The sequence below is a fragment of the Pseudomonas poae genome (assembly GCF_001439785.1).
Lineage (GTDB): Bacteria > Pseudomonadota > Gammaproteobacteria > Pseudomonadales > Pseudomonadaceae > Aquipseudomonas > Aquipseudomonas poae.
Map to the genome: position 1 here is coordinate 200,461 of NZ_JYLI01000003.1, position 15,212 is coordinate 215,672.

The following is a 15,212-nucleotide window of genomic DNA, read 5'->3' on the forward strand; positions in this document are numbered from 1 at the left end:
CCTCAGAAGCCGGTTGGGGTGCGAGTGTGCCAGTCAGTGTTCAACTGGTACTGGTGCGCCACATTGAGCAGGCGGCCTTCCTGGAAATACGGTGCGAGCAATTGCACGCCCACCGGCAGACCGTCGACGAAGCCGGCCGGCATGGACAAGCCCGGCAGACCTGCGAGGTTGGCGGTGATGGTGTAGAGGTCTTCGAGGTACTCGGCAATCGGGTCGCCGGTCTTGGCACCGATCTTCCAGGCCGGGTTCGGCGTGGTTGGGCCAAGGATCACGTCGACTTCTTCGAAGGCAGCCATGAAGTCGTTCTTGATCAGGCGACGGATTTTTTGCGCCTTGAGGTAGTACGCGTCGTAGTAGCCGGCCGACAGCGCGTAGGCGCCGACCATGATGCGCCGTTGCACTTCGGCGCCGAAGCCTTCGCCACGGGAGCGCTTGTACAGGTCGGTGAGGTCCTTGGGGTTTTCGCAGCGGTAGCCGAAACGCACGCCGTCGAAACGCGACAGGTTGGAGGAGGCTTCTGCCGGCGCGATCACGTAGTAGGCGGGAATCGCGTGCTGGTTGTTCGGCAGGCTGATTTCCTTGATCACGGCGCCCAGGCCTTCCAGCGTCTTGACGCTGTTGTGCACGAGCTCTGCGATACGCGGGTCGAGACCGGCGCTGAAGTATTCCTTCGGCACGCCGATGCGCAGGCCCTTGAGCGAGGTGTTGAGGCTGGCGCTGTAGTCCGGCACCGGTTCATCGATGCTGGTGGAGTCCTGCGCATCGAAGCCGGCCATGCCTTGCAACAATATTGCGCAGTCTTCTGCGGTGCGCGCCAGCGGGCCGCCCTGATCGAGGCTCGACGCGTAGGCGATCATGCCCCAGCGCGACACGCGACCGTAGGTCGGCTTCAGGCCGGTGAGGTTGGTGAAGGCAGCCGGTTGGCGAATGGAACCGCCGGTGTCGGTGGCCGTGGCGGCCGGCAACAGGCGCGCGGCCACGGCAGCGGCCGAACCACCGGACGAGCCGCCCGGCACGTGTTCGAGGTTCCAGGGGTTTTTCACCGCGCCGTAGTAGCTCGACTCGTTGGCAGAACCCATGGCGAATTCGTCCATGTTGGTCTTGCCCAGGGTGACCGCGCCGGCGGCGGCCAGCTTGGACACCACGGTGGCGTCGTAGGGCGCTTTGAAGTTGTCGAGCATCTTCGAGCCGCAGCTGGTGCGAATGCCCTGGGTGCAGAACAGGTCCTTGTGGGCGATTGGCGCACCCAGCAGGGCGCCGTTCTCACCGTTGGCGCGACGCACGTCGGCGGCCTTGGCCTGGCTCAGGGCCAGTTCTTCGGTGAGGCTGATGAAGCTGTTGACCTTGGGATCGTGCTCGGCGATGCGCGCAAGCAGGGTTTTGGTCAGTTCTTCAGCGGAAAACTTTTTTTCGGCGAGACCGCGGGCGATCTCGGCCAGAGTCATGTGATGCATGAAAGGCTCTTTCCCTTTAGTCGATGACTTTCGGAACCAGGTACAGGCCGTTTTCGACCGCTGGCGCGATGGACTGGTAGGCCTCGCGATTATCGCGTTCGGTCACGACGTCTGCGCGCAGGCGCTGGCTGGCTTCCAGCGGGTGAGCCAGGGGCTCGATGTCGTCGGTATTGACGGCCTGCATCTGGTCAACCAGCCCCAGAATACTGTTCAGGGCTGCGGTGGTCTGTGGAAGATCGGCATCATTGAGGCCAAGCGAGGCCAGATGCGCGATTTTTTCCACGTCGGAGCGTTCAAGCGCCATGGGAATCTCCAGTGGAAAACGGAACGGAGAGCGTCCGTGTGTTAGATTGTCGGAACACTACCGCATTTCTACGGTCATAAGGCCGCGATTGTGGGGGTTGGTGCACAGAAAGTCGGCCAATTTAGCACATTGGCGCCTTGCCCAAAATCCCTGTCGTTGTTAGAGTTTGCCGCACTTTTTTACCCACGCGTTGCCTAGGGTCCTTTCCCCATGTTCAAGAAACTGCGTGGCATGTTTTCCAGCGATCTTTCCATTGACCTGGGCACTGCCAACACCCTTATTTACGTGCGCGAGCGCGGTATCGTTCTGAATGAGCCATCGGTTGTGGCCATTCGGACCCATGGTAATCAGAAAAGTGTCGTTGCCGTCGGCACCGAGGCCAAGCGCATGCTCGGCCGAACACCTGGCAATATTGCCGCCATTCGTCCGATGAAAGACGGCGTGATCGCCGACTTCAGCGTCTGCGAGAAGATGCTGCAGTACTTCATCAACAAGGTTCACGAAAACAGTTTCCTGCAGCCCAGCCCTCGTGTGCTGATCTGCGTTCCATGCAAATCCACCCAGGTTGAGCGTCGTGCCATCCGTGAGTCGGCCCTTGGCGCCGGTGCCCGTGAAGTGTTCCTGATCGAAGAGCCAATGGCTGCCGCGATCGGTGCCGGACTGCCGGTGGAAGAAGCACGTGGTTCGATGGTGGTGGATATCGGCGGTGGTACTACCGAGATCGCCCTGATTTCCCTGAACGGTGTGGTGTATGCCGAATCCGTGCGCGTAGGCGGCGACCGCTTCGACGAAGCGATCATCACGTATGTGCGTCGTAACTACGGCAGCCTGATCGGCGAATCCACCGCCGAGCGCATCAAGCAGGAAATCGGCACCGCTTACCCGGGCGGCGAAGTGCGCGAAGTCGATGTACGCGGTCGTAACCTGGCCGAAGGCGTGCCACGTGCCTTCACCCTGAACTCCAATGAAGTGCTGGAAGCTCTGCAAGAGTCCCTGGCGACCATCGTTCAGGCTGTGAAAAGTGCCCTGGAGCAGTCGCCGCCGGAGCTGGCTTCCGATATCGCCGAGCGTGGCCTGGTGCTGACCGGTGGTGGCGCGCTGCTGCGTGACCTCGACAAGCTGCTGGCCCAGGAAACCGGCTTGCCGGTGATCGTCGCCGAAGACCCGTTGACCTGCGTGGCCCGTGGCGGTGGTCGTGCACTGGAAATGATGGATAAACACACCATGGACCTGCTCTCCAGCGAATAAGATCGCTGGTCGCGCCATGATTCGCCCGCAGGCAGCACTTTGCAGTGCTGCCTGTCGGCGTTTATCTTCTTCAATCTGCATCCAGGCCGGTTTGATGCCGTATGAATAAAGAGAACATTTGCCCGGGAGGAGCGGCCTATTAAACCGCTTTTCGCCAAAGGCCCCTCATTGGGCGTGCGCTTGCTGGTGCTGGTCGTGCTTTCGGTCGCGCTGATGGTGGTCGATGCCCGCTTTGCGCTGCTCAAGCCCGTGCGCAGCCAGATGTCGCTGGTGTTGATGCAGACCTACTGGATCACCGACTTGCCGCAACGGCTCTATCAGGGCGTGGCTAGCCAATTCGGCAGCCGCACCGAGCTTGCCGCCGAAAACGAAAAACTCAAGACTGAAAACCTGCTGCTGCAGGGACGCATGCAAAAGCTGGCGGCCCTCACCGAGCAGAACGTTCGGCTGCGCGAGTTGCTCAACTCCTCGGCGCTGGTCAACGAGAAGGTCGAAGTGGCCGAGCTGATCGGCATGGACCCCAATCCCTTCACTCATCGCATCATCATCAACAAGGGTGAGCGCGACGGCGTGGTGCTCGGCCAGCCGGTGCTCGATGCGCGTGGCCTGATGGGGCAGGTGGTTGAGCTGATGCCCTACACCTCCCGCGTGCTGTTGCTCACCGACACCACCCACAGCATCCCGGTGCAGGTCAATCGCAACGGCCTGCGGGCGATTGCCAGCGGCACCGGCAATCCAGAGCGCCTGGAGTTGCGCCACGTGGCCGATACCGCCGATATCAAGGAGGGCGACCTGCTGGTCAGCTCCGGACTTGGTCAGCGGTTTCCGGCGGGTTACCCGGTGGCGACGGTCAAGGAAGTGATCCACGATTCCGGCCAGCCATTCGCCATTGTGCGCGCCGTACCGACGGCCGCCCTCAACCGTAGCCGTTACCTTCTGCTGGTGTTCAGCGACAACCGTACCCCGGAAGAGCGCGCCAACGATGCCGCGCAGGCCCAGGAAGCGGAAGACAAGCAGAACGGCACGCTGCCGGTCACGCCCGCCATCGTGCCGAAGCCGGCCTTTGTGGGGCCACCGGCACCGGCGAATCTTCCGGCAGCGACGGCGCCGGTTGCGACACCCGCCAAGCCCGCCACGCACAGCGCACGCCCGGCAAAACCCGCAGCCAGCACCACGCCTGCCGCTAAGCCGCCTGCCGGCGCTGCGTCCACCACGCGGCAGAGGGAGGAATAATGGCCAGTACTCATTCGCGCAATGGCTGGGTGGTCTGGCTGACGTTCGCCGTCGGCTTGTTGCTTAGCGTGTCGCCGCTGCCGCAGTTCATGGAAATCCTTCGTCCGTTGTGGCTGGCCCTGCTGCTGGCGTTCTGGTCGCTGCACCTGCCACACCGGGTCGGCATGGTCACCGCGATGTTTCTGGGCTTGGCCGAAGATGTGCTCTATGGCACCTTGCTTGGCCAGAACGCGCTGATCCTCACCCTGATTACCTTTCTGGTGCTGTCGTTGCAGCAGCGTTTGCGCATGTTCCCGATGTGGCAGCAGTGCCTGGTGATCCTGGTGATTTTCGGCCTGGCGCAACTGGTTCAACTCTGGCTCAGCGCCTTGACCGGCAACCGCCAGCCAACGCTGGCGCTGGTATTGCCGGCCCTGGTCAGTGCGCTGCTGTGGCCCTGGATCAGTTTCGGCCTGCGTGGGCTGCGTCGCCGTTACAAAATAAATTGAATGGATTGCGAGGCTCTGCCTGGTTATCGAACCCCACAGGGAGAGTCTGCAATGAATTCGCTTTATCTGGCCTCGGGTTCTCCCCGGCGGCGTGAACTGCTGACCCAGATCGGTGTGCCCTTCACCGTGGTCAGCGCCGCCATTGATGAAACGCCTCTTACCGATGAATCGCCTGTTTCCTACGTCGAGCGTCTTGCGCGCGGCAAGGCGACGGCGGGTTTCGCCGTGGTTGAGTCACCCTCCAATGGCTGTGTGCTGGGCGCCGACACCGCTGTGATTGTCGATGGCCGCATCCTCGGCAAACCCGTGGACCAGGCCGATGCCCTGGCAATGTTGATGGCCCTCGCAGGCCGTGAACACGAGGTGCTGACCGCCGTTGCCCTGACGGATGGTCAGCGCTGCGAAACTTTATGTGTAAGCAGTCTTGTACGGTTTCGCGAGATTGACGTCGAAGAAGCCACCACCTACTGGCACAGTGGCGAGCCCCAGGACAAGGCGGGTGGCTACGCTATCCAGGGCCTGGGTTCGGTGTTCGTTGCCGGGCTCAATGGCAGCTATTCCGCTGTGGTCGGGCTGCCGGTGTGCGAAACCGCGCAACTGCTCGGCCGATTCGGCATACCCTGTTGGCAAAACCTTACCGCGCGCTGAACGCCGTATTACAGCGCCAAGCCTTGAGCGATCGGTCACTATTGTGAAAACGCCAGAACGAGACCCAGCCATGAGTGAAGAGATTCTGATCAATATCACGCCGATGGAATCGCGCGTGGCGGTGGTAGAGAACGGTGTTCTGCAAGAAGTGCACGTCGAGCGCACCCAGAAGCGCGGGATTGTCGGCAACATCTATAAAGGCAAAGTGGTGCGCGTGCTGCCGGGGATGCAGGCAGCATTTATCGATATCGGCCTGGACCGTGCGGCATTCATTCACGCGTCTGAGATCTCGCTGCGTGAAGGGCCGGCGGTCGAGAGTATCAGCGCCCTGGTGCATGAGGGGCAGAGCCTGGTGGTGCAAGTCACCAAGGACCCCATCGGCTCCAAAGGTGCGCGGCTGACGACACAGTTGTCGATTCCTTCGCGTTATCTGGTGTACATGCCGCGTACGGCCCATGTCGGCATTTCCTTGAAGATCGAAGACGAAGGCGAGCGCGAACGCCTGAAAAAAGTGGTCAGCGACTGCGTGGCGGCCGAAGGCATCAAGGAAGCCGGCGGCTTTATCCTGCGCACCGCCGCCGAGGGCGCCGGCGCCGATGAAATCCTCATGGATATCCGCTACCTGCGACGCCTGTGGGAGCAGATCGGCGAGCAGATCAAGACCATTGGCGCGCCCAGCGTCATCTATGAAGACCTCGGCCTGGCGCTGCGTACCCTGCGCGACCTGGTCAGCCCGAAAATCGAGAAAATTCGCATCGACTCGCGGGAAACCTTCCAGCGCACTACGCAATTTGTGGCCGAACTGATGCCGGAAATTGCCGACCGCCTTGAGCATTACCCAGGCGAGCGACCGATCTTCGACCTGTATGGCGTCGAAGACGAGATCCAGAAAGCCCTTGAGCGTAAGGTGCCGCTCAAGTCCGGCGGCTATCTGGTGGTGGACCCGGCGGAAGCCATGACCACCATCGACGTCAACACGGGGGCATTCGTCGGCCACCGCAACCTGGAAGAGACCATCTTCAAGACCAACCTCGAGGCGGCCACGGCGATTGCCCGCCAACTGCGCCTGCGCAACCTGGGCGGGATCATCATCATCGACTTCATCGACATGGAAGATGAAGAGCATCAACGCCAGGTACTGCGCACCCTTGAGAAACAGTTGGAGCGCGATCACGCCAAGACCAACATCATCGGCATCACCGAGCTGGGCCTGGTGCAGATGACCCGCAAGCGCACCCGCGAAAGCCTCGAACAGGTGCTGTGCGAGCCCTGCAGCAGTTGCCAGGGACGCGGTAAATTGAAAACCCCGGAAACGGTTTGCTACGAGATTTTCCGGGAAATCCTCCGAGAGGCGCGGGCCTACCAGGCTGAAGGTTATAGAGTGCTGGCTAACCAGAAAGTGGTCGACCGGCTGCTGGACGAAGAGTCCGGCAACGTCGCTGAACTGGAGGGGTTTATCGGGCGCACGATTCGCTTCCAGGTCGAAACCATGTATTCCCAGGAACAATACGACGTGGTGCTGCTCTGATCCCCAATCGCCTGTTTTCTTCTAGCCCGGCAGACCTCTATCTGCCGTCCGCCTGCCGCCTTGAGGGTCGCCTGACATGGAGCGTCTGATACGCTTTTTTGCCGCTTTGACCCGCTGGGGCCTGGGCCTGTGTGCGCTGCTGCTGGTATTGGCGGCGGTGTACGTGAGCCTGGGGCGTGAACTGACTCCGTTAGTGGCCGAATACCGCGCCGAAATCGAAGCCAAGGCCCAGGCGGCGGTGGGCATGCCTCTGCGTATTGGCAGCCTGGAAGGGCGTTGGAGCGGCTTTGCCCCGGTGTTGCTGGCTCACGATGTGATGGTCGGCGAGGGCAACAGCGCCTTGCGCCTGGATCAGGTCGAAGTGGTACCGGATATCTGGGCCAGCCTGATCGCCCGTGAAGTGCGTCTGGCGCATCTGGAAGTCAGCGGCCTGCAACTGAGCGTCAAGGAAGACAAGGACGGCCACTGGGCCCTGCAGGGCTTGCCGCTGCCGGACGACCAGCCGCTGGACCCGCAGCAGTTGCTCCAGCGCATGCAGCGGGTCCAGCGCGTGTCGGTGCTCGACAGTCAGGTTACCCTGCAACCCTTCGATCAGGCGCCGGCGACCCTCACCTATGTCGGTCTTAGCCTGCACACCGGCACCGATCGCCAGCGGCTGGATGCGCGTATGACCCTCCCCGATGGTCAGCCGCTGGCCCTGAACCTGCGTACGCGCATCCGCGCGAGCCAGTGGCAGGACGGCGAAGTCCGGGCTTACCTGAGTCTGCCTCAGAGCGATTGGGCCAAGTGGATTCCCGCCCGGCTCACCCAGCAATGGAAACTCACAGAGCTCAAGGCCGGCGGAGAACTCTGGCTGACCTGGGCCAAGGGCGCCGTGCAAAGCGCGGCTGCGCGCCTCAACGCGCCTGAGATAAAAGGCAGCTATGCCGCGCGCAAGCCGGTGCATATCGAGAACTTTGCCCTTACGGCGTACCTGCAGCGCAGCGACACGGGCCTTAAGGTGCTGTTTGATTCGCTGGCGATGAACCTCGGCGACAGCCGCTGGGAATCGCACCTGCAATTGCAGCAGGCGCTGGCGACCGACAAGAGCCCGGAAACCTGGAAGTTGCAGGCCGATCGCCTGGACCTGACCCCGATTACCCCCCTGTTGAATGCCCTGGCGCCGCTGCCGGAAGGCTTCGCCAAAACCATCGAACATCTCAAGGTCACCGGCGTGTTGCGCAATGTGCTGGTGGATTTCCGTCCCCAGGACAGCACCGACCAGAAACTCAGTTTCGCCGCCAATCTTGAGCGCGTGGGTTTCGATGCCTACTCCGGTGCGCCGGCTGCCCGTAATGTGTCCGGCAGCATCAGTGGCGACCTGGGTCAGGGCGAGTTGCGCATGGACAGCAAGGATTTTTCCCTGCACCTGGACCCGATCTTCGCCAAGCCCTGGCAGTACATCCAGGCCAATGCTCGGCTGACCTGGAAGCTGGATAAACAAGGCTTCACCCTGATCGCTCCCTATATCAAGGTGCTGGGCGAAGAAGGCAAGGTGGCCGCCGACTTCCTGATTCGCCTGCATTTCGATCACAGCCAGGAAGACTACATGGACCTGCGGGTGGGCATGGTCGATGGCGATGGGCGCTTCACGCCCAAGTACTTGCCGGCGGTGCTGAGCCCGGCCCTGGATGAGTGGCTGCGCACGGCAATTCTCAAGGGCGCTGTCGACCAGGGCTTCTTCCAGTACCAGGGTTCGTTGAGTCATAACGCGCTGCCGGCGTCGCGCAATATCAGCCTGTTCTTCAAGGTGCATGACGCCGAGCTGGCATTCCAGCCGGGCTGGCCCCATGTGAGCAAGGTCAACGGCGAAGTATTTGTCGAGGAAAGCGGCGTGCGCATTCTGGCCAGCAAGGGCCAGTTGCTCGACACAAAGGTCAAGGACGTCTACGTCAATATTCCCCACGCCCCTGCGGGCAAGGACAGCCACCTGTTGCTGACCGGTGGTTTTTCCGGTGGCCTGGGCGATGGCCTGAAGATTCTGCAGGAGGCGCCGATTGGTACGGCGTCGACCTTTGCCGGCTGGAAAGGCGAGGGCGACCTGCAAGGCAAGCTGGACCTGGATGTGCCGCTGGCCAAGGGCACCGAGCCGAAGATCGTGGTGGACTTCCAGACCGACAAGGCTCGCCTGCAATTAGCCGACCCGACCCTGGACCTCAACCAACTGAAGGGGAATTTCCGCTTCGACAGCGCCAAGGGGTTGAGCGGCGATCAAATCAGCGCCCAGGCGTTCGATCGGCCCATCAGCGCCCAGATCTTCGCCGAGGGCAGGCCGGGCGCCATCAGCACTCGTGTGGTGGCCAAGGGTCAGGTCACGGTCAAGCGGCTGACTGACTGGCTGAATGTCACCCAGCCGCTGCCGGTGTCCGGTGATATCCCTTACCAGTTGCAAGTGATCCTCAATGGGGCAGACAGTCAGTTGATGGTCAATTCCGACCTCAAGGGCGTGGCGGTGGATCTGCCGGCGCCGTTTGGCATGCCAGCGAGCCAGGGCCGTGACAGCACGTTCCGCATGACCCTTCAGGGCGCTGAACGGCGCTACTGGTTTGATTACGGGGAGCTGGCGAACTTCACGTTCGCCGCACCGCCCGACAACTTCAATGAGGGGCGCGGCGAGTTGTTCCTTGGCGATGGCGATGCCGTGCTGCCGGGCGCGAAGGGCCTGCGCATCCGCGGTGTGTTGTCGGAGCTGGATATCGATCCGTGGAAAAAACTGGTTGGGCGCTACGCCGGCAACGACCCGGGTGGCAGCGCCAAGCAACTGCTCAGTGGTGCGGATTTCAAGGTCGGCAAGCTGACCGGCTTTGGCAAGCAGTTCGATCAGGTCAGCCTGCTGCTGGACCGCAAACCTGCGGCCTGGGGCCTGCAGCTCGACAGCCAGCAGGCCAAAGGTTCGGTGAACCTGCCGGATGCCAAGGGCGCCCCCATTGCAATCAACCTGCAGTACGTGAAACTGCCTGCGGTTGACCCGACGGTGCAGGCGGATGAAAACGCGCCGGACCCGCTGGCCGACATCGATCCCAAGGACATTCCGGCGCTGGATATCAACATCGACCAACTGTTCCAGGGCCCGGATCTGGTGGGTGCATGGTCGCTGAAAATCCGGCCGACGGCCAAGGGCCTGGCTTTCAACAGCCTGGACCTGGGCCTCAAGGGCTTGCAGCTCAAGGGCGCTGGCGGTTGGGAAGGCACGACTGGCGACAGCAGCAGTTGGTACAAAGGGCGCCTGGACGGCAAGAACATCGCCGATGTGCTTAAGGGCTGGGGCTTTGCGCCTACCGTGACCAGTCAGGAATTCCACCTCGATGTGGACGGCCGCTGGCCGGGCTCGCCGGCGTGGGTCGGGCCCAAACGGTTCTCCGGGATGCTCGATGCCGATTTCCGCCAGGGTCAGTTTGTCGAAGTCGAGGGCGGTGCCCAGGCGTTGCGCGTGTTTGGCCTGCTCAATTTCAACTCCATCGGCCGTCGCCTGCGCCTGGACTTCTCCGACCTGCTCGGCAAGGGCTTGAGCTATGACCGGGTCAAAGGCTTGCTGGCGGCCAGCGATGGCGTGTTTGTGACGCGAGAGCCGATCACCATGACCGGGCCTTCGACCAACCTGGAGCTCAATGGCACCCTGGACCTGGTGGCCGACCGCGTGGATGCCAAGCTGCTGGTGACCCTGCCGGTGACCAATAACCTGCCGATTGCGGCACTGATTGTTGGCGCGCCGGCCATCGGTGGCGCGCTGTTTCTGATCGACAAGCTGATCGGTGACCGCGTTTCGCGCTTCGCCAGCGTGCAATACACCGTGCAGGGCCCGTGGAAGGATCCGAAGATTACCTTCGACAAGCCTTTCGAAAAGGCCAAGTGAGACTTGATGGAGTAGCCTGTGGCTATTCTTCTGTGGAGTATTGGCCATGACGTTTGCGGTAATTCAGATGGTCAGCCAGAGCGACGTGCTGGCCAACCTGGCCGAGGCCCGGCGCCTGCTGGAACAGGCCGCCGAGGGCGGTGCCCGGCTTGCGGTGTTGCCGGAAAACTTCGCCGCCATGGGCCGTCGCGATGCGGCCGATATCGGCCGCGCCGAAGCCTTGGGCGAAGGCCCCATCCTGCCGTGGTTGAAACAGGCGGCCCGCGACCTCACCTTATGGATAGTGGCCGGCACATTGCCGTTACCGCCCAGGGATCAACCGAATGCCAAGTCCACGGCGTGCTCGTTGCTGATTGATGATCGTGGAGAGGTGGTTGCCCGTTACGACAAACTGCACCTGTTCGACGTCGACGTGGCGGATGCCCGGGGTCGCTATCGTGAATCCGACGACTATGCTTTTGGCAGCAATGTCATAGTGGCTGACACGCCCGTCGGGCGATTGGGGTTGACGGTGTGTTACGACCTGCGCTTCCCGGAGTTGTACAGCGAGTTGCGTGCGGCGGGGGCTGAGCTGATCAGCGCGCCCTCGGCCTTTACGGCGGTTACTGGCGCTGCGCATTGGGACGTGCTGATACGGGCGCGGGCCATCGAAACCCAGTGCTATGTGTTGGCGGCGGCTCAGGGTGGCGTGCACCCAGGCCCAAGGGAAACTCATGGACATGCTGCCATCGTCGACCCTTGGGGTCGCGTGCTGGCGCAACAGGATCAAGGCGAAGCGGTGTTGATAGCCGCGCGCGACAGTACTGAACAGGCGTCGATACGGGCGCGCATGCCGGTGGTGAATCACCGACGCTTTTTCTCGCAGGGCGCGCAGCGACCTGCCTCAGAACGATGAATTTAAGGCCAAACCTATGAGCGAGTTGTTGTCCTCAGTCAGTGAACACCTCCTGGCACCCGGTGGCGTGACCATCGAAAGCTTGCAAACCGTGCTCGGTGATCTGGCCGGGCCAGGCATCGATGCGGCCGACCTTTACTTCCAGGGGCAGATTTCCGAGTCCTGGTCGCTGGAAGACGGCATCGTCAAGGAGGGCAGTTTCAACCTCGACCAAGGCGTGGGTGTGCGTGCGCAATCCGGCGAAAAGACCGGCTTTGCCTACAGCAACGCGATCACCCTGGAAGCGCTGGGCCAAGCCGCGCGCGCTGCGCGTTCGATCTCCCGTGCCGGCCAGAATGGCACGGTGCAGGCGTTCAGTACCCAGGATGTGGCCCAGTTGTACGCCCCGGATAACCCGTTGGAGGTGATCAGTCGTGCGGAAAAGGTCGAGCTGCTCAAGCGCGTCGACGCCGCCACCCGTGCGCTGGACCCGCGAATCCAGCGCGTCACCGTGAGCATGGCCGGGGTGTGGGAGCGCATTCTCGTGGCTTCCACCGACGGCAGCCTGGCAGCGGATGTACGCCCACTGGTGCGCTTCAATGTCAGTGTGATCGTCGAACAGAACGGCCGCCGCGAACGCGGTGGGCATGGCGGCGGCGGGCGTACCGACTACCGGTATTTCCTCGCCGACGACCGCGCCATGGGGTATGCCCGTGAAGCGTTGCGCCAGGCGCTGGTCAATCTGGAAGCGATTCCGGCGCCGGCGGGCACGTTGCCGGTGGTGTTGGGCTCCGGTTGGTCCGGCGTGCTGCTTCACGAAGCGGTGGGCCATGGCCTGGAAGGTGACTTCAATCGCAAGGGCAGTTCGGCCTACAGCGGCCGTATGGGCGAGAGGGTTGCGTCCAAGCTGTGCACCATTGTCGATGACGGCACGTTGGCCGGTCGTCGTGGCTCGTTGACGGTCGACGATGAGGGCACTCCGACCGAGTGCACCACCCTGATCGAAAACGGCGTGCTCAAGGGCTACATGCAGGACAAGCTCAATGCCCGCCTGATGGGTGTGGCGCGTACCGGTAACGGTCGTCGCGAGTCCTACGCGCACCTGCCGATGCCGCGCATGACCAACACCTACATGCTCGGCGGCGAAAGCGACCCGGCGGAGATCATTGCGTCGGTCAAGCGCGGGATCTATTGCGCCAACCTGGGCGGTGGCCAGGTCGATATCACCAGTGGCAAGTTCGTGTTCTCCACCAGCGAGGCGTACCTGATCGAAGACGGCAAAATTACCGCACCGGTCAAAGGCGCGACCTTGATTGGCAACGGTCCGGAAGCGATGAGCAAGGTGTCGATGGTCGGTAATGACCTGTCGCTGGACAGCGGCGTGGGCACATGCGGCAAGGATGGGCAGTCGGTGCCGGTGGGTGTCGGCCAGCCAACGCTGAAGATTGATGCGATCACCGTGGGTGGCACGGGGTCGTAAGGGATGGAGCTTCGGGTGGCGCAGACCGCCACCCGGGGAAGAGAATCAGCGCAGGCCGCGTTGAGTCTCGTCCAGCTCACGGATGTACTTGAAGATTTTACGGCTGGTGGCCGGCGCCTTGTTGTGCGCCTGCTCATGCTGGGCCTGACGGATCAGGGAGCGCAGTTGCTGGCGGTCCGCGTCCGGGTAGTCCAGCACGAATTTCTCCAGCACGGCGTCATCGCCCGCGATCAGGCGGTCACGCCAACGTTCCAGGTTGTGGAAGCGTTCGTTGTACTGGCGAGTGGAGGCATCGGTTTGATCAAGCAGGGCCAGGATGGCGTCAATATCCTGATCGCGCATCAATTTACCGATAAACATGATGTGCCGTTTACGCGCGATATTCGCGCTGTGCTTGGGCGCATCGGCCAGCGCCCGACGCATTTCGTCGGTCAGTGGCAGTTTGGCAATCAAGTCTTTTTTGAGCGTTGTAAGGCGCTCGCCGAGGTCAACCAGCGCATGCAGCTCGCGTTTGACCTGGGTTTTGCTTTTCTCCCCATCGAGGGAGTCGTCGTAAGAATCAACCATGGTGGCAGTCCGCAAAGAAACGCCGCCATGATAACCAGTCGGGGGCCGCTTGTCCGGCCCGGTCGCTCGATGGCCTTAACCGAAAGCAGATTTTGAGTGGAGAAAACCATGAGTGCAGCCCAAAGCGTCGGTCCGCAAGCGTTACCGGCACTGCAGGAACAAGTCGAGCAGATCCTTGCCGAGGCCAAGCGCCAGGGGGCCGGTGCCTGTGAAGTGGCGGTGTCGCTTGAGCAGGGGCTGTCGACTTCGGTGCGTCAGCGGGAAGTGGAAACCGTCGAGTTCAACCGTGACCAGGGGTTTGGCATCACTCTGTATGTCGGTCAGCGCAAAGGCTCGGCGAGCACTTCGGCCAGTGGCCCGGACGCCATACGCGAGACCGTCGCTGCCGCCCTGGCCATTGCCAGGCACACGTCCGAGGATGAAAGCTCGGGCCTGGCCGACAAGGCGCTGATGGCCAGGGACGTGCAAGATTTCGACCTGTTTCACGCCTGGGACATCACCCCGGAGCAGGCCATCGAACAGGCGTTGACGTGTGAGGCAGCGGCGTTCGACGCCGATACACGCATCAAGAACGCCGATGGCACCACGTTGAGCACTCACCAGGGTTGCCGCGTGTACGGCAACAGCCATGGGTTTATCGGTGGTTATGCGTCCACCCGCCATAGCCTGAGCTGCGTCATGATTGCCGAAGCCAATGGCCAGATGCAGCGTGATTACTGGTACGACGTCAACCGCCAGGGCGAGTTGCTGGCCGACCCGGTCAGCATCGGCCAGCGGGCGGCACAGCGTGCTGCCAGCCGCCTGGGTGCGCGGCCGGTACCAACCTGTGAAGTGCCGGTGCTGTTTTCCGCAGAGCTGGCCGGGGGCCTGTTCGGTAGTTTCCTGGGGGCAATTTCCGGCGGCAACCTGTACCGCAAATCCTCGTTCCTTGAGGGGGCCATCGGTCAAAAGCTGTTCCCGGAGTGGATGACCATCGATGAGCGTCCACACCTGATGCGCGCCATGGGCAGTTCATCGTTCGATGGCGATGGCTTGGCCACCTATGCCAAGCCGTTCGTCGAGCAGGGGGAGCTGGTGTCCTATGTGTTGGGCACTTACGCCGCTCGCAAGCTCGGCCTGCCCAGCACCGCCAACGCGGGCGGCGTGCATAACCTTTTCGTGAGCCATGGCGATGAAGACCAGGCGGCGCTGTTGCGGCGCATGGGGCGTGGCCTGCTGGTGACCGAATTGATGGGGCATGGCCTGAACATGGTGACCGGCGACTACTCGCGCGGTGCCGCAGGTTTTTGGGTAGAGAACGGCGAGATTCAGTTTGCCGTCCAGGAAGTCACCATCGCCGGCAACATGCGCGATATGTTCAAGCAGATAGTGGCGGTCGGGAATGATCTGGAACTGCGCAGCAACATTCGAACGGGTTCGGTATTGATTGAGCGGATGACAGTGGCGGGCAGCTGACCTACTCGCAAACGCAAAAAAAAAGCGCGCTATTCACACGA

The 15,212-nt window shown here is 62.1% G+C and carries 12 protein-coding genes; 9 read left to right on the plus strand and 3 right to left on the minus strand.

Annotated features, from left to right (window positions below; genetic code table 11):
* Positions 1-2: 2 nt before the first annotated feature.
* Together gatA and gatC are read right to left on the minus strand one after the other, a co-directional pair.
* Positions 3-1,454 carry an Asp-tRNA(Asn)/Glu-tRNA(Gln) amidotransferase subunit GatA gene (gene gatA, locus TU75_RS04620; RefSeq protein ID WP_015371171.1) on the minus strand — a complete coding sequence of 484 codons (1,452 nt, stop codon included), beginning with the start codon at positions 1,452-1,454 and terminating at the stop codon, positions 3-5.
* Between the two features lie 16 nt (positions 1,455-1,470).
* Positions 1,471-1,758: an Asp-tRNA(Asn)/Glu-tRNA(Gln) amidotransferase subunit GatC gene (gatC, locus tag TU75_RS04625; RefSeq protein ID WP_004372213.1), complete on the minus strand. Its 288-nt coding sequence runs from the start codon at positions 1,756-1,758 to the stop codon at positions 1,471-1,473.
* Between the two features lie 210 nt (positions 1,759-1,968).
* Here gatC and mreB point away from each other — a divergent pair, with 210 nt between their 5' ends.
* From mreB to tldD, 8 genes are all read left to right on the plus strand, one after another.
* Positions 1,969-3,006: a rod shape-determining protein MreB gene (gene mreB / locus TU75_RS04630; RefSeq protein ID WP_002555108.1), complete on the plus strand. Its 1,038-nt coding sequence runs from the start codon at positions 1,969-1,971 to the stop codon at positions 3,004-3,006.
* Between the two features lie 138 nt (positions 3,007-3,144).
* A complete protein-coding gene (gene mreC, locus TU75_RS04635) occupies positions 3,145-4,239 on the plus strand; it encodes a rod shape-determining protein MreC (protein WP_080627528.1) in 1,095 nt (364 codons plus the stop codon).
* Entirely contained in the window at positions 4,239-4,727 is a 489-nt protein-coding gene (gene mreD, locus TU75_RS04640) for a rod shape-determining protein MreD (protein ID WP_004372130.1), read from the plus strand. Before mreC ends, mreD begins: the two co-directional genes overlap by 1 nt.
* A 51-nt stretch (positions 4,728-4,778) precedes the next feature.
* On the plus strand, positions 4,779-5,375 hold the full coding sequence (locus tag TU75_RS04645; protein ID WP_004372128.1) for a Maf family protein: 597 nt from the start codon (positions 4,779-4,781) through the stop codon (positions 5,373-5,375).
* Between the two features lie 70 nt (positions 5,376-5,445).
* Positions 5,446-6,903, plus strand: coding sequence for a ribonuclease G (gene rng / locus TU75_RS04650; RefSeq protein ID WP_004372126.1), 1,458 nt, complete (start codon positions 5,446-5,448; stop codon positions 6,901-6,903).
* Between the two features lie 76 nt (positions 6,904-6,979).
* Complete coding sequence (locus TU75_RS04655) at positions 6,980-10,795, plus strand: YhdP family protein (RefSeq protein ID WP_060548324.1); 3,816 nt, start codon at positions 6,980-6,982, stop codon at positions 10,793-10,795.
* A gap of 46 nt (positions 10,796-10,841) precedes the next feature.
* Positions 10,842-11,690 carry a carbon-nitrogen hydrolase family protein gene (locus TU75_RS04660; protein WP_060548325.1) on the plus strand — a complete coding sequence of 283 codons (849 nt, stop codon included), beginning with the start codon at positions 10,842-10,844 and terminating at the stop codon, positions 11,688-11,690.
* A gap of 16 nt (positions 11,691-11,706) precedes the next feature.
* The gene (tldD, locus tag TU75_RS04665; protein WP_004372119.1) at positions 11,707-13,149 is read left to right on the plus strand and encodes a metalloprotease TldD; all 1,443 of its coding nucleotides are present in this window, start codon (positions 11,707-11,709) and stop codon (positions 13,147-13,149) included.
* Between the two features lie 45 nt (positions 13,150-13,194).
* On the opposite strand, the gene yjgA is transcribed toward tldD, so the two are convergent.
* Positions 13,195-13,716 (minus strand): ribosome biogenesis factor YjgA, encoded by a 522-nt coding sequence (yjgA, locus tag TU75_RS04670; protein ID WP_004372117.1) that lies wholly within the window; start codon positions 13,714-13,716, stop codon positions 13,195-13,197.
* Positions 13,717-13,824: 108 nt separating this feature from the next.
* Here yjgA and pmbA point away from each other — a divergent pair, with 108 nt between their 5' ends.
* Positions 13,825-15,171: a metalloprotease PmbA gene (pmbA, locus tag TU75_RS04675; protein ID WP_060548326.1), complete on the plus strand. Its 1,347-nt coding sequence runs from the start codon at positions 13,825-13,827 to the stop codon at positions 15,169-15,171.
* Positions 15,172-15,212: the final 41 nt, after the last annotated feature.